This window comes from Bacillus sp. AR13-1 (genome assembly GCF_008042285.1).
Lineage (GTDB): Bacteria > Bacillota > Bacilli > Bacillales > Bacillaceae_G > Bacillus_A > Bacillus_A mycoides.
Genome location: NZ_QNUA01000020.1, coordinates 25801 through 45456, shown reverse-complemented (window position 1 = coordinate 45456; position 19656 = coordinate 25801). Strand labels below are relative to the sequence as shown.

The 19656-nt window shown below is 35.2% G+C and carries 15 protein-coding genes; 3 read left to right on the top strand and 12 right to left on the bottom strand.

Annotated features, from left to right (window positions below):
• Positions 1 to 768 carry a DUF3891 family protein gene (locus DN408_RS16250; protein ID WP_078422255.1) on the bottom strand — a complete coding sequence of 256 codons (768 nt, stop codon included), beginning with the start codon at positions 766 to 768 and terminating at the stop codon, positions 1 to 3.
• 204 nt (positions 769 to 972) lie between these two features.
• Between DN408_RS16250 and DN408_RS16245 the strand changes: the two genes are divergently transcribed.
• Positions 973 to 1245 carry an HU family DNA-binding protein gene (locus DN408_RS16245; RefSeq protein ID WP_002012780.1) on the top strand — a complete coding sequence of 91 codons (273 nt, stop codon included), beginning with the start codon at positions 973 to 975 and terminating at the stop codon, positions 1243 to 1245.
• Positions 1246 to 1288: 43 nt separating this feature from the next.
• On the opposite strand, the gene DN408_RS16240 is transcribed toward DN408_RS16245, so the two are convergent.
• The 10 genes from DN408_RS16240 to DN408_RS16195 form a co-directional block, all read right to left on the bottom strand.
• Positions 1289 to 1831, bottom strand: a complete 543-nt coding sequence (locus DN408_RS16240) for a hypothetical protein (protein ID WP_002012778.1) — start codon at positions 1829 to 1831, stop codon at positions 1289 to 1291.
• Positions 1832 to 1867: 36 nt separating this feature from the next.
• On the bottom strand, positions 1868 to 2617 hold the full coding sequence (gene sfp / locus DN408_RS16235; RefSeq protein ID WP_078178851.1) for a 4'-phosphopantetheinyl transferase Sfp: 750 nt from the start codon (positions 2615 to 2617) through the stop codon (positions 1868 to 1870).
• A gap of 64 nt (positions 2618 to 2681) precedes the next feature.
• Complete coding sequence (locus DN408_RS16230) at positions 2682 to 4124, bottom strand: MDR family MFS transporter (protein WP_002185912.1); 1443 nt, start codon at positions 4122 to 4124, stop codon at positions 2682 to 2684.
• Entirely contained in the window at positions 4124 to 4348 is a 225-nt protein-coding gene (locus DN408_RS16225; protein WP_000184075.1) for an MbtH family protein, read from the bottom strand. The genes DN408_RS16230 and DN408_RS16225 overlap by 1 nt, the downstream gene beginning before the upstream one ends.
• Positions 4345 to 11505, bottom strand: coding sequence for an amino acid adenylation domain-containing protein (locus DN408_RS16220; protein ID WP_147740255.1), 7161 nt, complete (start codon positions 11503 to 11505; stop codon positions 4345 to 4347). The genes DN408_RS16225 and DN408_RS16220 overlap by 4 nt, the downstream gene beginning before the upstream one ends.
• 33 nt (positions 11506 to 11538) lie before the next feature.
• Positions 11539 to 12432 carry an isochorismatase family protein gene (locus DN408_RS16215; protein ID WP_002012770.1) on the bottom strand — a complete coding sequence of 298 codons (894 nt, stop codon included), beginning with the start codon at positions 12430 to 12432 and terminating at the stop codon, positions 11539 to 11541.
• Between the two features lie 24 nt (positions 12433 to 12456).
• Positions 12457 to 14073 (bottom strand): (2,3-dihydroxybenzoyl)adenylate synthase, encoded by a 1617-nt coding sequence (locus tag DN408_RS16210; protein WP_002168442.1) that lies wholly within the window; start codon positions 14071 to 14073, stop codon positions 12457 to 12459.
• Positions 14074 to 14085: 12 nt separating this feature from the next.
• Positions 14086 to 15285: an isochorismate synthase DhbC gene (dhbC, locus tag DN408_RS16205; protein ID WP_002127289.1), complete on the bottom strand. Its 1200-nt coding sequence runs from the start codon at positions 15283 to 15285 to the stop codon at positions 14086 to 14088.
• Positions 15286 to 15311: 26 nt separating this feature from the next.
• The gene (dhbA, locus tag DN408_RS16200; RefSeq protein ID WP_002127287.1) at positions 15312 to 16097 is read right to left on the bottom strand and encodes a 2,3-dihydro-2,3-dihydroxybenzoate dehydrogenase; all 786 of its coding nucleotides are present in this window, start codon (positions 16095 to 16097) and stop codon (positions 15312 to 15314) included.
• Positions 16098 to 16725: 628 nt separating this feature from the next.
• Entirely contained in the window at positions 16726 to 17928 is a 1203-nt protein-coding gene (locus DN408_RS16195; RefSeq protein WP_002127286.1) for an L-lactate MFS transporter, read from the bottom strand.
• A 651-nt stretch (positions 17929 to 18579) separates the two neighbouring features.
• Between DN408_RS16195 and DN408_RS16190 the strand changes: the two genes are divergently transcribed.
• Positions 18580 to 18765, top strand: a complete 186-nt coding sequence (locus tag DN408_RS16190; RefSeq protein WP_002012762.1) for a YkvS family protein — start codon at positions 18580 to 18582, stop codon at positions 18763 to 18765.
• A gap of 63 nt (positions 18766 to 18828) precedes the next feature.
• Here DN408_RS16190 and DN408_RS16185 read toward each other — a convergent pair whose 3' ends face one another.
• Positions 18829 to 19128 (bottom strand): ArsR/SmtB family transcription factor, encoded by a 300-nt coding sequence (locus tag DN408_RS16185; RefSeq protein WP_033730116.1) that lies wholly within the window; start codon positions 19126 to 19128, stop codon positions 18829 to 18831.
• Positions 19129 to 19464: 336 nt separating this feature from the next.
• Here DN408_RS16185 and DN408_RS31500 point away from each other — a divergent pair, with 336 nt between their 5' ends.
• On the top strand, positions 19465 to 19638 hold the full coding sequence (locus DN408_RS31500; protein WP_002031929.1) for a hypothetical protein: 174 nt from the start codon (positions 19465 to 19467) through the stop codon (positions 19636 to 19638).
• Positions 19639 to 19656: the final 18 nt, after the last annotated feature.

The following is a 19656-nucleotide window of genomic DNA, read 5'->3' as shown; positions in this document are numbered from 1 at the left end:
TTATTGTATGAAACGAATGTTTTGCTTCTTCATTTCCGCTTCTCTATCAGCTTTTACAATCCCTTTTTCTTTAACTTCATGTTTATTTATAGTTTTATATTTTACATATGTATAAAATTCCGTTTTAAATGGAAACGATGTAATTTGAATTGTTTCTTCATCCACCCATTCAGCTTGAATAGGCTTCTCCCCCTTACTATTAAACATTTCTGTTCCTTCAAAACCATCTTTAAATAAATCAATTTCATCTTTCTTTTTTACACCAGGTTTATTCATACATACATATAAAGAAAGTTCATCACAAAACTTTAATAATCTATAATGTTTATCAAACATCGCATATTGTTCTTTTGTTAACGTTTTCAAAATTCTTTTTTGTCGTTCCAATTCATTTTTATAAAAAGACATCATCTCTTCATCTTCCTCATTTAATGAAAATGATAAAAAGTGCTTACTACAAAGTAGCGCCCCGTATGGATTTGACTCTTCAATTGCATTCAAACCAATCGTATAAAAAACAAAGCGTAATGAACTTGGACAATCCATAAATGTATATGGAATATTTTTAGTATCATTCAAAATTGGTACTTTATCAAGCTCTATCCATCCTCTATCATGCTCATATATAGCATCAATTGTCTCTTTTAAGTATATTTTATCTTCAAAAAAATCTTCTATTATATGTCTTGCAATTTCACCAGCTAAAAAACCATGATCATGTTGACGTATTAATATACTTTCTTTCTCATTCTTTTCACGAAAAATCATCCGTATATTCCCCCTCATCCTCATATTACAGCTTGTTGTATGCATCAATTCTTAATTAATCCCTAAATATTAGCAGGGATTCAGTTTCTTTCAACGAAATTAACATAAACATACAGCATTCTTTCTAATCACAAAGTTAGCTTTATCTTTACTAACCATTATACTAAAACATTCATTCTAAAAAATTTTTTATGAGGTGAAAACATGAACAAAACAGAATTAGTTAAAAATGTAGCACAATCAGCTGATATTTCTCAAAAGGATGCTTCTGCAGCTGTACAATCCGTATTTGACACAATTGCTAATGCATTACAATCTGGCGATAAAGTGCAACTAATCGGCTTTGGAACTTTTGAAGTGCGTGAAAGGTCTGCTCGTACAGGGCGTAATCCGCAAACTGGAGAAGAAATTCAGATTGCTGCTGGTAAAGTTCCAGCATTTAAAGCAGGAAAAGAATTAAAAGAAGCTGTTAAATAAACAAGAAACCAGCCATTTTATAGGCTGGTTTCTTGTTTATTTCTTATTTAAGCAGTTCCTTTATATTCTCTGCATGATACACTTCACAAATATAAAATACACATTTGCAGTTACTTACAATTTGATATTTTCTAGTTGGATAAACATTCGCCGCAACAGAACATCCATCAAACAATTCGATAATATTTCCAGATGGCTGATATCCTTCATATAATACGTTTCTTCTTACTTCCATCTTTTCTATAAGGTTTTCAACAGGAATATTTCCACTCTCTAATTCACTCTTTATTGTATCCGGTAAAAACGAAGTGTCTGCAAAAATTAGATTTTCAGATAACACCTTACCTTTATAACTAACATTAGATACGCGATAAAGAAATGTTCCGTTTTTATCAAAGAAATTCTTTGCTTCTTTCGGAATGTATTGTCTATCGAGCGCTTCCTGTTCAAGTACATCAAACTGAACTGTATCTTTTACAAGTTTTTCTAAAGCTAGAATAGATGACGTATTTCTAGAAAACAACATATCTTTAATTGCCTGTACATTATAAGTTAATTCAGTTTTTCTATTTTCCGCTACTAACATGAGGAACACCTCTTCTATAAGAAATTTTATTAAAAATTAACGATGATTTAATAGCAATCCCGCGTCTAACTGCGTAATTTCAGTTACTTCTTTACTAAATATTGCAATGGAAGCCATATAATCTAAACTAGGTCTTACATCTTCCATCATTGTATTTTCTGCTAACTCTTGTCTATCTTTAAAAATCAACAATTTTGGAGGGTCATTTGGAGCTGATACTGTAATTTCTACTGGTGGGATCAATAGTCCTTCACCTGTCGCTTTCAGCACTGCTTCTTTTCGAGTCCAATATGTTAAAAATCCTTCTAGTCGCTGCTCATCAGGTAACTTCATAACTTGTGCTATTTCAATGTCTGTTAATACGCCCTCTGCCATTCTCATAACATCTACATTTGGATTCATTTGCTCAACATCAACACCCACAGGTGCAGATTTAGTAAATGCAACAACAACCCACTCACCCGAATGTGAGACTGATATTTGCGGCATCCCTTCTGGTAACTGTGGTCTGCCATGTTGTAATTTACATACTGGGCACATTCGATCAATTGGCACTTGAACTGGCGACATAGAAAGTACCTTTCCAAGTACTAATCTACTAATTACACAACCTATTATAAAACGCGCACGGTCTGCCGAATGATGATATGAATTTGCTTTCTCTCGCTCTACATCATTTAGTAAATTGCAATGCCATGATTGTAAATCTGAAATTCTTGCCCACCATATTTGACAACTATTCTCATTAAGGGTTGGTACAGAATCTACAACTTTACTCTCTATCATGTAAACTCTCTCCTTTTAAATGCCAATATTACTTTATTTCAAAAGAGTATTAGCATGCTGCAACTCATTCATTTACAACTTCTTTCTCTTTTTGTAATACAGATAACGGCTTTTTATTCTTCTTTGACATTACCTCTTTATCAGAAATACGTAAAGAAAATAGTAATGCTATGAGTAAAAATATTGCTGATCCAATTAATGCTGCTTGATATGGTAAAAAATCTGATTGTGCATTATTCTGTACGTTATTACTTCCAAAACCAGATAGTATACTAGCTAAAACAGCAACTCCTATTGCAGATCCTAATCGGTTTTGCACATTGAATATAGTAGTTGCTCTCCCCATAGAAGGTGGTGCAATATTGTTAAAAGCAGAAAATTGAACCGCACCGACAGATTGACCTAAGAAAATACCAATGCCAAACAATAGTGCCCGAATTTGCCATGGATTCGTATCATGATTTACAAAACTTAATAAAATAAAGATAACCGCCGTACTTACTAATCCAATAGAGATTACCTTTCGAGCTCCTAATTTCTTATATGACCATGGTATAATCTGCGAAGAAATCATTAATCCAATCGCCTCTGGGAATGTAGTAAGACCCGATTCCAGCGCGGAAACTCCTATTACATTTTGATACATAAGCGGAAAAATAAATAACATTCCTAGTAAACCAGCTGATGAAAACAACGAAATAAGACTCATTTTTCTAAAGACCGGTTCTTTTAATAAGTGTAAATCTAACATCGGTTGCTTTACTTTAAGTTCTACAATAATAAACAATGTAAGTAATACAATCCCAGCTATCCCAATACTAATTATTTCTGGAGAAACCCAACCTTTTGACGGGCCTTGACTGAGTGCATAGATGAGCATCGCAAAACCTGGTGCTGAAAGAACAAAACCGAGAGAATCAAAACGACCAGCCGATTTTTCAATATGCTCTGCTAAAAATAGAAGTCCAAATAGCAACGCAATGATACCAAACGGCAGATTAATATAAAATGCCCAGCGCCAAGACATTTGATCTACAAAGAAACCGCCAATAATTGGTCCGATCGCTGGTGCTACAGCAATTGGAAGTACAATAAATCGAGAAATTTTTGGTCTTTCCTCTGGTGAAAATGTTCGGAATAACATCGCCATCCCGACTGGTGTTAAAAGTCCGCCACCAGCACCTTGAATGATACGAAAAATATTTAATGAAGTAATATCATTAGCAATTCCACATAGTGCAGATGCAATTGTAAAAACGAAAAGGGCAGTTAAAAATACTTTTTTCGTACCAAAGCGATCTCCTAACCAACCAGAAATCGGAAGGAAAATAGCTAAGCTAACTAAATACCCAACATTTACAGTCCCCATTGCAGATGGGGGCACTTGCAGTTCTTTGCTTATCGTTTGCAGTGCTACATTCACAATCGTTGCATCCATCGCAGCCATAAACATCGCTGTTATATAAACGATGCTTACAACTACTTTTGGATTTATTTTTACTTTCATTATTGTTTTCCTACTAATATTTTTTCGCTAATTTGATTTTTTTTCGGCTCTAAATCATTCCAGTTAACTTCAACGTATTCTAAGCAAACTTGTCTGCTAGCTTCTTCATGTACGACATTCCATCCAATTGGTACATCGAGAAAGGCAGGCCAGAGAGAATACTGGCCCTCCTCATTCATTAATACTTTATATGTGTAATTATCATTTTCAAATGGATTCGTCATACTTTACTTACCCCTTTCTTATTCTGCAAATATTTCGCTAGCACTTGTCCAATTTCTGTAAGTGGACCTGGCTGACATAAATCTTTATGTCTACAATCAATGTCATGCTGCACGATTTCCCCGTCTAAATAATTTAGCCACGTATTTGGAGAAATAGGATCAAACCAGTCTGGTATAACAGTAGATCTAAAGAATAAAATATCCCCGTTATAAACTTTTGGCACGTATTTCCCTAACAACCCTACTGAATTTACATATGTTTCTTTCAAGTTTAAAATAGTCTCTTCCTCAAGACTTGCTAATGCACTTCCATCTTTGCGAAGTATTGCAACCGCACTTTCCATAGTAAGTGGTTTACCATCCATGTTATCTGGATCATATCCACCTAAAGCAAGTAATGCGATTAACGCTTCTTCTTCAGTAGGTGCTTCCGTATTCGGTAAGAAGTGACCAGGATACGAATCCAGCATAACGAGTAATTCTACTTCTTCCCCTTCATTTTGAAGTTGCGCCGCCATAGCATGAACAACATTTCCTCCAAGCGACCATCCGAGTAAACGATATGGTCCGTGAGGCTGTATTTCACGAACGTGTTTTAAATAATCCGCCGCCATCTCCTCTAAGCTTTTTGGAAGTTCTTCATTTTCAGCGATACCACGTGCTTGTACACCATAGATTGGATAATCTGTTCCTAAAGATTTCATAAGTCCTGCATAGCACCAACTTAATCCACCTGCTGGATGTACACAAAATAGTGGTAATTGATCTCCGCTTGCTCGTAATGGAAGCAACACATCAAGTGCACTTTGACCATTCCCCATTTCAAGTCTTTCAGCAAGCCCTGCAACAGTAGGTGCTGCAAATAAAGTTCCGATATTTAGTTCAACTCCAAGTGCCTCTTTAATGCGACTCATCAGCTGCACTGCAAGAAGTGAATGACCACCAAGATCAAAGAATCCATCATCAATTCCAATTTGAGACACACTTAAAACTTCTGTAAACAAGTCACATAACATTTCTTCTTGCGGTGTTCTCGGTCCGCGGCTAGAAGATGATGCAATAAATTCTGGAGCTGGCAATGCCTTTCTATCTAATTTACCGTTTGGAGTTAAAGGTAACTCATTTACTACTACAAAAGCGTATGGAACCATATAATCTGGCAAACTACCTCCAGCATACTGACGCATTTCATTCGTATCGATCGTTTCATTATTTGATGCGACGATATAAGAAACTAATCGTTTATCCCCTGGTTGATCTTCCCGTACAATAACAGCTACTTGTTCAACTTTAGGATGTTTCATTATTACCGCTTCTATTTCCCCTAATTCAATTCGGAATCCACGAATTTTAATTTGATGATCTGCACGTCCTATATAATCTAACGTCCCATCTTGACGCCAGCGCGCTAGGTCTCCTGTACGATACATTCTTGTACCTGGCTTACCAAATGGATCTGCGATAAAACGTTCAGCAGTTAATCCTGCTCTTCCTAAATATCCACGAGCGAGCCCTGCACCTGCAACATATATTTCTCCAACTACTCCAGGTGGCATCGGTTGTAAATAGTTATCTAATACGTATACTTTAAGATCCGGTATACTGCACCCGATTAAACTATTTGCTCGTAAAGATACAATACTTTCATCTAATTCAATATAACTAACATGTACCGTCGTCTCCGTTATTCCGTACATATTAATAAGCTTCGGTGCGTTATAAGGATGACGACTATACCAATCTTCTAATCGACTTAGTTCAAGTGCTTCTCCGCCAAAAACAACATATCGTAAAGATAATTTTTGACCAACCTCTTCATTTTCACGATCTGCTTGCATCAATTGATAGAACGCTGATGGAGTTTGGTTTAAAACAGTAACCTTTTCCTTAACAAGAAGCTGTAAAAATTCTTTCGGCGAGCGACTTACAGTATGTGGTACTACAACTAAACGCCCTCCATATAATAAAGGTCCCCAAATTTCCCAAACCGAGAAATCAAAAGCGTATGAATGGAACATCGTCCACACATCGTCTGCGTCAAATTGGAACCAATGATCAGTTGCTCCTAAAAGTCTTACTACATTTTGATGAGGTATCATAACCCCTTTCGGTCTACCTGTTGAGCCTGACGTATAAATAACGTAAGCAATACGTGAAGGAGATAACGGCTTCATGCGCTCCATTTCATCTATATTGTCTTCACTATATTTCTCAATTTCTTCTATTACGTTCACATCATCAACTAAAATCTTTAGTGCCTCATCACATTCAATTTCCACATCTGAATTTGTTAAAACACATGATGGTTTCGCATCGTGTAGCATAAACGAGATACGATCTGACGGATAATCCGGATCTAACGGAAGGTATCCCGCACCAGCTTTAAGAACAGCAAGTAAGCTTACAACCATATTTAAAGATCTCGGCATCGCTAAAGCAACAAGTTGATCAGGACCGATTCCTTTCGCTATTAACAAACGAGCTATTTTATTCGCTTTTCTATTTAACTCTTCATAAGTTAGCTTTTCATCTTCAAAGACGACAGCAATAGAATTTTGATTTACATGAGCCTGCTTTTCAAATAATTGTGGCAATGTCATTTCAGGTACAATTTGAAAACCACCATTCCACTTTTCTAAAACTGTATTTCGCTCTGCTAAAGTTAATATTTCTAATCTACCAATTGATTGATCCGGATGTTTCTCTGCATCATCTAATAATAGAATGAATCGTTCTATTAGTTTTTGAACCGTTTCACGTTTATATAAATCGGTACTAAACTCTAACAATCCGTATAAGCCGTTTGGAGTACCATCAACTCTGTTACTCTCGCTAATTTCAAATGTTAAATCAAATTTTGCAGAACCAACACTTTGAATTTCAAGGCTTGCTTCTAAATCCGGTACATTAAACGTTGCTTCTGGCGTATTTTGGAAAGCTAACATAACTTGAAACAGCGGATGACTATTTCGAGTTCGTACTGGGTTTAACACTTCAACAAGTCGTTCAAATGGAACATCTTGATTTTCATAAGCTGCAAGGTTTACCTGTTTCACTCTATTTAATAATTCTTTAAAACTTGGATCTCCTGATGTATTTGTGCGTAACACTAATGTATTTACAAATAAACCAACTATATCCGTGAGTACATCGTCGTTTCTTCCAGCAATCGGACTACCTAATGGTATATCAGTTCCAGCACCTAATCTTGTAAATAAGGCACTTAGTCCTGCTTGCAACACCATAAACAAACTAACTCCATTTTTACGAGCGAGCTCCACTAACCTACTATGCATACCTTCATCTAAATGAAAATGAATTGTTTCCCCGCGATAACTAGTTTCAATTGGGCGCTGATAATCTGTAGGTAACTCCATTTGATCTGGTAAACCTTTTAACTCTTCTTTCCAAAAATCTAATTGTGTTGAAATAATACTGTCTGGTTTTGTTTCATCACCTAATAGCTGTTGTTGCCATAGTGAATAATCTGCGTATTGAACTGGAAGGGTTTCTAGTTGAACACTATCACCTTGACATCGTGCTTTATAAGCCGCTGTAAAGTCTCTCGTTAACGCTTGTAATGACCATCCATCTCCTACAATATGATGCAAAAGAATTAGTAAAACATGTTCGTTTTCACTCACTTTAAAAAGTTGCAAACGAATTGCTGGTTCGATATCAAGATTAAAGCTATATCTTACAGCTTCAGACAGTGTACTTTCTAATTCATCCTTACATGTATTTGTTATAATCATTTTTAAATTCAATTTATCCATTTCTAGAATTCTTTGATATGAACTGCCAAGTGAATTCGGGAAAATCGTTCTAAGTGTTTCATGTTTCTCAACTACATCATAAAAGGCACCTTGCAGTGCTTCCTCATTCAATTTTCCAGACATACGAATGACTAACGGAATATTATAAGTAGGACTTGGACCTTCTAAACAATTTAAGAACCATAACCTGCGCTGTGCAAATGAAAGTGGAACTTCATTTGGCCTACTTACTTTCTTAATAGCTGGTCTTGCGCTTTTTGCACGATCCAACTGGTTCGCTAATTCAGCAACAGTTGGTGATTCAAATAGCTTTCCGATTCCTAATTCTACACTTAACGTTTCACGAATTCTTGCCATTAAACGAGATGCAAGAAGCGAATGGCCGCCCATTTCAAAGAAATTATCATCTATACTAATTCGCGAAACACCAAGTACTTCTGCAAATAAATCACATAGTATTTCTTCTTTCGGATTTCTAGCAACTCTCTCATTGTTCATTCCATTAAAATCAGGAGCAGGTAATTTCTTTCTATCAACCTTACCATTTGGTGTTAATGGTAATTCTTCTAGCACAACAAATGCTGATGGTACCATATAATTCGCTAAACTTTCTGAAACATAAGAGCGAATTTCTGAAAGATGAATCATTTCCTTCTCTTCGGCAACGATATACGCAATGATTCGTTTATCATTTGGACGATCTTCTCGTACCATTACCACTGCTTGTTGTATATTTTCATGTCGTTGTAATACCGTTTCAATTTCAGCTAATTCAATTCGGAAACCGCGAATTTTAATTTGATGATCTGCGCGACTAATGTACTCTAACACACCATCCTTACGCCATTTCACAAGATCACCTGTGCGGTACATACGTGCTCCAGCTTTTCCATAAGGGTTTGCAACAAACCGTTCAGCCGTTAACGCTGGTTTTCCTAAATATCCGTTCGCAAGTCCTTCTCCTGCAATATATAATTCACCGATAACTCCAGGTGGAACAGGCTGTAACCCTGCATCCAAAACGTACACTTCTGTATTCCAAATTGGTCTTCCAATAGGAGGTATACCATTTTCACTGTCATCAATATTCATGAAAGTAGACCAAATAGTCGTTTCAGTTGGTCCATATAAGTTAGTTATAGAGCAACCTAATTCTTTTAATTTATTTGCTAAATGTGCCGGAAGAGCTTCACCGCCAACGAGTACGTTTAGCCTTTGTAACCTCTCTGGATATTCAGTTATTAACGCCTGCCAGAGCGTCGGTGTAGCTTGCATAATTGTCGCTCTTTCTTCTTGTAACAATGTCGTTAATGCAGAAGGCTCTTGGATTACCTCTTTTTGTGCAATTGTTAAACTTGCACCACTAATAAGAGGTAAATAAATTTCTAGAGCAGAAATATCAAACGCAAACGTTGTAACTGCTAATAAATGATCGTTTTCATTTAATGAAAACATATCTTTCATAGCTAATAAGAAGTTACTTAAACCTTTCATAGTAACAATTACACCTTTTGGATTTCCGGTTGATCCTGAAGTGTAAATTGTATAAGCTTGGTTTAAAAGTGATTCATCATTTTTAAATGGTAGATTCATATGAGAATATGTTTTTAACGCTATTTTCGTTTCTTCGCTATCTAATATGATTTCTTTAATATCATTTTCTATAACTAAAGTAGATGAAACAGATGAATGTGTTATGATACAAACTGGATTTGCATCATTTACTATATAATGAATTCGCTCGGCTGGGTATTCTGGATCTATCGGTAAATACGCTGCACCAGCCTTTAGAACTGCTAGCATACTAACTACCATTTCTATTGATCTTGGAAATACTAAGGCTACAAACTGATTTACTTCTATTCCTTCTTCTAATAAATAGTGTGCTAGTTCATTCGCTCGTTCATTTAGCTCTTTATACGTAAGTTTTATCCCGTTACAAGTAACTGCTATTTTATTTGGATTTTTTTGTACTTGTTTTTCAAATAATATAGGTAGATTAATTAGCTCTTCAGCTTTCTTCGTTTCATTCCATTCCAATAAAACTTTATGATTTTCTTCAGGAAGAGTAATGTTTATTTTTCCAATCGGCTCGTCTTTATGATAATTATTTATCACTAATTCTAATAGACTCATAAATCTTTCTTTATGCAATGCTAGTTCCGCGCCGTTATATACTTCCGGATTCGCATCAAAATGAATCATTAACTCATTTTCATCGAAACGTTTATATACATTTATCGATAAATCATCAACAGGTCCTGCTGATAAATTATGTGTAATACCACGATTCCCAGCAAAGTTAAGCCCATAATCAAAAGGCATAACATTCACTAACGGCCCAAACAACCTTTGATTTTCACCTAGTAACTTTAAGTCTCTTCTTAATTCCTCATGACGATATTTATGATGACGACGTACGTCTCGAATTTCTTTAGAAACTTGCTGTATTAATTCTGCAAAAGTTATATTTGGAGTTAACTTTAGACGAAGTGGAACTAAATTCATTACCATGCTTGGTGTATGAATAGATACAGAACCAAGACGCCCCATCATCGGTAAACCTAAAACAATATCATTTGCACCTGTTAATTTATGCATGTAAATACTCGTTACGGCTACAACAAATTCGGGCCAACTCGTTAACGAAATATTAATATCTTCTAGTAAAGTTTTTGTACTAGCATTTGATAGATAAGCAGTTTCTCGTAAAAATCCATTTGATGTTCTCGGCGCTCGTTCTGCTAAACTTATAACTTCCGGTTCATCTGCAAACTTTTCTAGCCAAAAAGTACGATCTTCCTGAAATTGTTTAGATTCACGATACTCATTATCTTCTTGTACAATTTTTGCAAGAAAACCAAATGGCTTTTCATTCTTATTTGTTTCTTCTATAAGTGATGTATACTCATTCGCTACCTTTTGGCTAAGAAGTGAAAATCCATAGCCATCCATCACAATGTGATGGATGCGCTGATACCAAAAGAAACGATTATTTTCAACTTGAATAAGTGCTTCAGTAAATAATTTATCTTCTTTTAAATCTATCGGTACAGATAAATCATTTTTCATCCATACTTTAGCAGCTTCTTCAGGATTTTCTTCTTTACGAACGTCAATAAAATGCATATGAAACGTTGACGATTCCTCAATAACTTGCCATGGGCCAATTTCATCCTCTTCGAAACGAACATGAAGTGCTTCTGCTTCTTTTACCACTTTACGTACAGCTAACTCGAAAATTTCATGATTAATATTTCCGTTTATTTCTATATATTCCCCAGTATTATAAATCGGATTAAGCGGATCTAATTGTTGCGCAAACCACATACCAGACTGCGCAGATGATAACGAATGACGAATCTTTTGACTATTAGGCATTCTTTACTACCCCTTTATTATGTAGTCTATTTGTTACAGCACTTGTGCTGCTTGTGAAGATAGTAAACGGTACCAATCATCAACAGTTGGACGTTCTGCTAAATCTGCAAAAGTGATTTCTTTCCCTTCGCGACGCCATTTCTCTACTAAACTCATAATTCTGACCGAATCAAGTCCTCTATTTAATAAGTCTTCATCAACTTCAATACTCTCTACTGGCTCACGGAGTAGTTGTGCAACTAGTTCATGTACTTTCTGTAAAGTGATTCCTTCACTCTCATCGCTTTTTACACTTTGTAAATCTTTTAATAGTAAGTTTGTTGATGTCGTTACCGCACATCTATTTGATGCATACTGCAATGCTTGTTTATGATGCTCTAGTGAAAAATCAGCAACTGCATCTGCTACAAAAAATGGCTCTATACCATCCATAAATGCTTCACAAGCTGTTAAAAGGCAGCCAATATGCGCATAAATACCGCAAATAATAAGTTGATCTCTTCCCTGCTCATTTAAAATTTCTAATAGATTCGTCTTTTTAAATGCACTATATCTCCATTTGGTTAGGAATATATCATCCTCATCTGGAGTAAGCTCATCGACAATTTTCTTTTTATCTGGTCCAGCAGGAATACCGTCACCCCAAAAGTCTTGTAATAACCCTCGTTGTTCTAACGTTTGTCCACCAGGTTGTGCTGTATAAACAACTGGTATACCAAGTTCCTTGCATCTTTCTCTTATCACCTTAATATTTGAAATTAGTTCTACTTTTGGCGATTCTTTATCGCTATATGCATCAAGAAAATATTCTTGCATGTCATGGATTAGAAGAACCGCACGTTTCGGATCTGGCGTCCAATTCACTTTATTTTTTGGTAGTTCTGATTCAATTGGCATTTTATATACTGAAATAGATGGGATAGCCATCTAATCACTTCCTTCCGATTTTTATTATTGTTTTACTGTAATAAGTTTTTCAGCAATGACTTTACGTAATTCTTTTTTGCTTACTTTTCCAACACCTGTTTGTGGGAATGATTCAATAAATTCAATTCGATCTGGAATCTTATAAGCTGCTATACCACGTTCTCTTAAGAACATTTTTAATTCGTTTGCAGTTAGGACTTGTCCACGAGCGATAACAAAAGCGCAAGTGCGTTCTCCTAAATAATCGTCAGGCATAGATACAATTGCTACATCATGTACTGCATCATGTGCTAATAGATGATTTTCAACTTCTTCCGCAGCAACCTTCTCACCACCACGGTTAATTTGATCTTTATCTCTTCCTTCTACAATGATGTAACCTTGTTCATTTACTTTTACAAGATCACCTGTGCGATAAAAACCATCTTCTGTAAATGATCTTACATTATGCTCTTCCGCTTTATAATAGCCACGAATTGTATATGGCCCTCTTGTTAATAAACTACCTACTTCACCAGGCTTAACATCATTATCATGTTCATCAACAACTCGAACTTCATCAAATGTAGACATCGGTCTACCTTGTGTATGAATAATGATTTCTTCTGGATCATCTAGTCTTGTGTAATTTACTAACCCTTCCGCCATACCGAACACTTGCTGTAACGTACATCCGAATGTAGGGCGTATACGCTTCGCAACTTCGGCACTAAATTTCGCACCGCCTACTTGAATAACTTGCAGGCTTGATAAATCGTTATTACGGGAAGATACCGCATCAAGCCAAATCATTGCTAATGGTGGAACGAGCGCTGTAATCGTAACTTTTTCTTTTTCTATAAGAGCAAATGCCTCATCTGGACTACCTCCAGTTGCCAATACTACTTTTCCACCGGCATAGAAAGTTCCAAATGTCCCTGGAGAACTCATCGGGTAATTGTGTGCTACTGGAAGAACTGCCATATAGACACTTTCTGCATTTAAATTACAAATGTCAGCGCTAACACGTAAACTATAAATATAGTCATCATGTGTTCTAGGAATTAATTTAGAAAGTCCTGTCGTCCCTCCTGATAATTGGAGAAACGCAACATCACTTGGCTGAACTTCTGGTAACGGAATCGGATCCATATAAAGATCAGTTATGTTCACGAATTCTTCTTCTTCCCCCACTACGATTACATGTTGTAAAGCGGGAACTTTCTCTTTCACTTCTCTTGCTAGTTTTCGATAATCAAAGCCGAGAGCCTTATCTGAAATAACGTAAGCACTCGCTTCACCAAACTCGCAAAAATAACTAATTTCACTACTGCGATGAGAAGGTAGTGCAAAAACAGGGAGTGCTCCAATGCGAAATAGCGCAAAGCATATTTCGAAAAACTCTATAATATTAGGTAACTGGATTACAACTCGGTCTTCTTTCTTTATTCCTAAATTCAGTAAACCTGAAGCTAAGCGATCTACCTTTTTATCAAGTTCACTATACGTTATATGCGTATTACTACTTACAACCGCAATTTGATCCCCATATTTTTCAGCACGTTCTTTTAACATCGAACCAAATGTTTCTCCAAGCCAACACCCTTCTTCTCGATAGCGATTGGCAAATTCTTTTGGCCATTCCGTATAACCTATTAACATTCTTTCTTCCCCCTATTTTTCATTCAGCGCATTATCTCTTAACCCTAAAGCCTTCAACATTGTTTGGAACTTAGCTGATGTTTCTGCTAACTCATCTTCTGGCTTTGATTCAGCAACAACTCCAGCACCTGCATATAAGCGAAGTGTATTCTCTTGCACTTCAGCACAACGAATTGTAACAATCCATTCGCCATCTCCATTTAAATCGCTCCACCCTAACATTCCTGTAAAGAATTCACGGTCAAATGGCTCAATTTTTTGAATAGCCTCTCTCGCTTCTTCCATTGGAGTTCCACAAACTGCTGGCGTAGGATGAAGAGCAATTGCTAATTCTAAAGAAGACGTATTTGGGTCCTTTAGTTCACCTTTCACTTCCGTAGACAAATGCCACATTGCTTCACTATGAATAACTGAGGGTTTTTCTGGAACATGTAATATATGACAGTAAGGGCGAAGCGCAGCGGCAACCGCTTCAACTACTACCGCATGTTCATGTAAATCTTTTGGAGAAGAAAGTAATTCTTCTGCCCTTCTTTTATCTTCTACTGGATCCTCACTTCGTGGTCTTGAGCCAGCCAACGGATTAGAAATTACTTGCATACCATGACGTGAAACAAGTAATTCAGGACTTGCTCCAATTAACGTCTTACTGTACTCGTTTTCATCTTTCGGCAAATTAACAGCAAATGTGTAGCCGTGCTTATTATGTTCCGCTAATTCACGAAGTAGTTTTTGTTGATCAATTTTCTCGGAAGACTTAACATCCAACGATCTAGATAGAACGATTTTTCTTAAATCTCCGTCCTGAATTTTTGCTATTCCTTGCTTCACACCATCCATATAAACTTCAGGAGCTGGAACCGGTGTCATTTCAAATGTCAGTTTCTCATTTCGTTTTATCTCATTTGTTGTCTCTAACTGTAAACGCTCAGTAATTCTACTATGTTCTGGTACGATAAGTTGAACTTCTTTTCTACGATCAAAAGGCAAAGCACCAACAACGATAGGATTCGGATTTCCGGCTTGTTTTGCATTACTTAATACCGCTTGTACAAGTTCTGGAAAACTTTCAATTTCATGATGTTTTACTGTAGTAAACTCTCCTTCTGTCAATATCGTTCGAGTTGGTGAAGCGAAAAAGAACGAAGATTCAGTTTTATAATCTTCTAATAATTTTTCTGACAGTTCCTTTACGGCTATAAGTTCATTCATAGTATTAAAACCTCCTGAATTTTTTATTAAACTCCTAATGTAGCTCCGCCATCGACACATAAATTGTGCATTGTAATATGACTCGCTTTATCAGAAGCTAAAAACAATACTGCTTCAGCAATTTCTGAAGGTTGTGCAATTTTTTGTAACGGAATACCGAGTCTATATGTATTTTGAGAACCAGCAATTATATTTTCAGCTCCATTCTCATCAGCCCATAGTAATCTTTGCATTTCAGTTTCAGTAGAACCAGGAGAAACTAAGTTGCAGCGAATATTGTATGCTGCAAGCTCTAATCCTAAACACTTCATAAACATTGTCGTTGCAGCTTTTGATGCAGCGTACGCAGCCATTTCCATTCTCGGAGTATTTGCCGCATTTGAACCAACTGTAACAATTGCCCCTGACCTTCTTTGCATCATATGTTTACTTACTGCTCGAGACATATAGAAAACTCCTGTAGAATTTACAGAGAAGGTTTTATTCCAATCTTCATCACTTAAAGAGTGAATCGGTCCCATACGTAATACCCCTGCAACATTTATTAATATATCTATTGTTGCTATATCATTTTCAATACCGTTTACCATATCTTCAACAGCAGTACTATCACTCACATCTAAATGAAATGTTTTCATACGTGTTTCATTTAATTCATTTTCATTTAAGAGTACGTTTAACCCCTCTTCATTTTGATCAACCGCAATAACTGTAGCTCCTCTTTCTAAAAACATTTTGGCAACAACACTGCCTATACCTTGAGCTGCACCTGTTACTAAAACCGTTTTTCCATCAAATTCCCCTAAGTTCATTTCCTCTATCCTTTCATTTGAAAATTAATCTAATTAAACAAATAGCGATAATGATAACGATTATCACTATCAATGTAAAAAATAATACACTTACTAAACTAATTGGTCAAGTGTACTTTTCATCAAAATATTATTCATTGATAATGTTTTTCATTTAATATTCTTACACCGAAATGATAATCTTTCTCAATAAACTTGTCAACCTATTTTTATTTTTCAGATAAAATATTTTAGTACTTCTCAATACAATTACATCTAAAAGCATTAATAAGTACTTACATTAAAAAATTTAATTCGTACTCCTCTTTTTAAAATTGAAGAAGATAAACTGTAGATACCTTCATTTACAAAGCCTTACCAAAAACTCAAGTATATACTTTCTCAACATTTTTCTGAAAATATCGAGAAAGTATATCTTGCAATTACCGATGCATGTCGTGTTTATAATTTAAGATTTAATAAGTATTTCGAATATAATATATCAATTTATGATATTCCAATATAATCCAAACGGATACTTTACTCATTTTTTGCCTCTAGAAAATTTCACATGTTGTAATTCATAAAAAAGCACCCTATTAAATAGGGTGCTTTTTAGTAAACATAGTGTTAAAGAAGATTTATATACTTACGCTACACTGCGATACTCTTCTTCTTTTTCTTTTTTCTGCTTAGGCACTTGGATTAAAAGTGCGATAATAAATGATACGACACATAATACGCCGATCACCATGAAAGTTGGTTTGAATCCACCTAGAACTGCACCGATAAAGGAACCAGCGAGCGCTCCAAATCCAAATCCTTGATACACAATTCCGTAGTTCTTACTATGGTTTTTCATACCGTAGAAATCACCAACGATAGCTGGGAAAATAGTGATATTTCCACCAAAGCAAAACGCTACACTTGCTACACATACGAAGTAGATACCATAATTTAAATCTACGAAACTTAAAACCAAGACTGAAGCTGCCATAACAACAAATGTACCAGTAACGATTTTTAAACGGCCGATTTTATCTGATAACGGTCCTAAAATAATACGACCTAATGTATTGAAGATTGCAACCATAGCCACCGCATTAGCTGCTGTCGCTGCGCTAAGCCCTACAAGTTGAACACCAATGTCTTTTACCATACCAATTAAGTATAAGCCACTCATACATGATGTAAATAACATAATAAATAATAAGTATACTTGTTTTGTGCCTAACATTTCTTTCGTTGTATATTCCTGAGTTTTTGTTTCATGAACTGCTCCTTGATCTGCAGCTTGATGGATTAAACAAGCGCCAAGGACAATCATAGCTGTAACAATTAAACCCCAGTATATAAACGCTTGTGATACACCAACTGATTCAATTAACTGTGCGTTAATATATTTAAAAATTAAACTACCCGAACCATATGCAGAGACAGAAATACCAGCAATTAAACCTTTACGCTTTGGAAACCACTTTATTAAATTGGATAATGAAGTGATATATGCTGTTCCATCTGCATAACCTACAACAACCCCTGCTAGTACATAAAGCAATATTAATGAGGAAGCTTGTGAACTAAGTATTAATCCACTTCCTAATGCTAGTCCAGCTATCATAATAAGTTTACGAAGTCCCCATTTTTCTTGCAATTTACTCGCAAACAAAGTTGAAAACGCTAAAGACAGGCTAGTAATTGAGAAAGTTATAGCAACAGCGTTAAGACTCCAACCGTATTTACTCACTAAGGGCTGATTGAATAAACTCCATGTATATATCGTACCAAGCCCCATTTGTACTATGACTGTTCCAAGGACAACAAGCCATGGATTAACCGATGATTTTTTCATACCATCTCTCCTCCTCTTTCTATTTCAATGCTATTCGCTAAATATGCTTTTTTTATTTTTATTTTCGCCACCTCATTCGACTTAACAACTTCATTGTATAGGATGTTTTCGCTTATGTAAGCACTTACAAGATGGAGCGTCAAAAATATGGAATCAGTTACAGAAAACGAAGGGTGAAATACAAAAAACTACTTGTTAAATACGTAGTAGTTTTTATAATGTTTTACATCAATACGACTTACGGAGCTTTCACATCCTCTTTTACCAAAAAAATTATCGAATTATCCATGGCTGGACTTCAATATTTTGCTTATCCTATTCTTATTTAACTCTTCAACGTTTATAACATGTTGCGTCTGTATTTCTTGATACAAATCATTTAATAGTCTTGTAATCAAAAATTCCATCTTTTATACATTTTAACTTCCATATATCTTGTTTTTTAACGAAACATACAGAATTACAACGTTTTTTTACAATTTTATACATAAAAATAGAAAATATATAATTCATTTACATAATGTTGCACTTTAATTTTTACTAAACAACAAATATTTTATTGATAAATAAAACTAAACATTCACTAATATATCTATACGTGGTTTAATATATATAATAAACAAACATTTCTGACTTTTATAAGGAGGTACTATGAAAGCAAACGTAGGCGATACTATACTATTTCAACGAAATAACTTAAAGATCACAGCATCTGTACTAAAACTATACACTGAATCGGTCTTAGTTGAAGTCACAGATGTAAGCGGTGGTACTTTTGAATTTGACCGAACAATTGTAAATCATAAAAACTATAAAATTTTAAATGCAAATAAATAAAACAATACAATACAAAATAGCCCCTGCTTAACAGCGGAGGCTATTTTGTATAATAACAATTCATTAATTTACATATCCTAAAACACTAACAATCTCGCTTGCTTTTAAATTATTAATATAATAATAAATTTCTAACCCTCTTCTCTCAGCTCTTAGCACTTTACCTTTCATTTTTGATAAATGCTGCGAAACAGTCGATTGAGGAATATTCAATATTTCTGTTAATTGTGTTACATTACAAGTTTTGCGTGCACTTAATTCATTTACAATTTGTAATCGTATTGGATGCGCCATTATTTTTAAAATATCCACATCTTCTTCAGTTACTAAACTTTTTTTTATCTCGCTCGTATATGTTGTCATAAGACATTCCCCTTTTATTTGAATTCCTTTTTATTAAAATCTGCTTCTAAATAAAATATTATCTCTAAATATACAATTAAGACCCTTATATAGAAATAATAGGATTTTGATTATTTAAAAACAGCAATACTATACAATTTCATCTATTTGGTACATATACATAATACAATTTCAATTTGTGCTCTATGTGAAGTTAGCATAAATTTATAATGAAGATTTTTCAAACAATTCACATCTAACTATATACTTCCTCATAATACTATCCAGTGATTTTAACATATTTTAGGCATTTGTATATACTATTGCAAAACACATTCTTATTGAGGGGGACTTTATATGCCAACACCGTTACAAGAACAAGTTGAAGAAGCTCGTGAAACGTATGTCAGTCGTATTATTTTAGTTGGTGGTTCAGCTTTATTTTTAACAGGTGGTGTTATATCTGCAATTTCAGCCTTTAAAAGTTATAACCGTTTGGCAAATACGCCACCTTCTTCAAATGATTCATAATTGCATCATTCATTCCTT

Excerpts from the sequence above, each read along its gene's own strand:
- DN408_RS16195 (WP_002127286.1), bottom strand. The coding sequence starts at position 17,928 with ATGAAAAAATCATCGGTTAATCCATGGCTTGTTGTCCTTGGAACAGTC.
- DN408_RS16210 (WP_002168442.1), bottom strand. The coding sequence starts at position 14,073 with ATGTTAATAGGTTATACGGAATGGCCAAAAGAATTTGCCAATCGCTAT.
- DN408_RS16215 (WP_002012770.1), bottom strand. The coding sequence starts at position 12,432 with ATGGCTATCCCATCTATTTCAGTATATAAAATGCCAATTGAATCAGAA.
- DN408_RS16185 (WP_033730116.1), bottom strand. The coding sequence starts at position 19,128 with ATGACAACATATACGAGCGAGATAAAAAAAAGTTTAGTAACTGAAGAA.
- sfp (WP_078178851.1), bottom strand. The coding sequence starts at position 2,617 with ATGATAGAGAGTAAAGTTGTAGATTCTGTACCAACCCTTAATGAGAAT.
- DN408_RS16240 (WP_002012778.1), bottom strand. The coding sequence starts at position 1,831 with ATGTTAGTAGCGGAAAATAGAAAAACTGAATTAACTTATAATGTACAG.
- DN408_RS16245 (WP_002012780.1), top strand. The coding sequence starts at position 973 with ATGAACAAAACAGAATTAGTTAAAAATGTAGCACAATCAGCTGATATT.
- DN408_RS16190 (WP_002012762.1), top strand. The coding sequence starts at position 18,580 with ATGAAAGCAAACGTAGGCGATACTATACTATTTCAACGAAATAACTTA.
- dhbC (WP_002127289.1), bottom strand. The coding sequence starts at position 15,285 with ATGAATGAACTTATAGCCGTAAAGGAACTGTCAGAAAAATTATTAGAA.
- DN408_RS16220 (WP_147740255.1), bottom strand. The coding sequence starts at position 11,505 with ATGCCTAATAGTCAAAAGATTCGTCATTCGTTATCATCTGCGCAGTCT.
- DN408_RS16250 (WP_078422255.1), bottom strand. The coding sequence starts at position 768 with ATGATTTTTCGTGAAAAGAATGAGAAAGAAAGTATATTAATACGTCAA.
- dhbA (WP_002127287.1), bottom strand. The coding sequence starts at position 16,097 with ATGAACTTAGGGGAATTTGATGGAAAAACGGTTTTAGTAACAGGTGCA.
- DN408_RS16225 (WP_000184075.1), bottom strand. The coding sequence starts at position 4,348 with ATGACGAATCCATTTGAAAATGATAATTACACATATAAAGTATTAATG.
- DN408_RS16230 (WP_002185912.1), bottom strand. The coding sequence starts at position 4,124 with ATGAAAGTAAAAATAAATCCAAAAGTAGTTGTAAGCATCGTTTATATA.
- DN408_RS31500 (WP_002031929.1), top strand. The coding sequence starts at position 19,465 with ATGCCAACACCGTTACAAGAACAAGTTGAAGAAGCTCGTGAAACGTAT.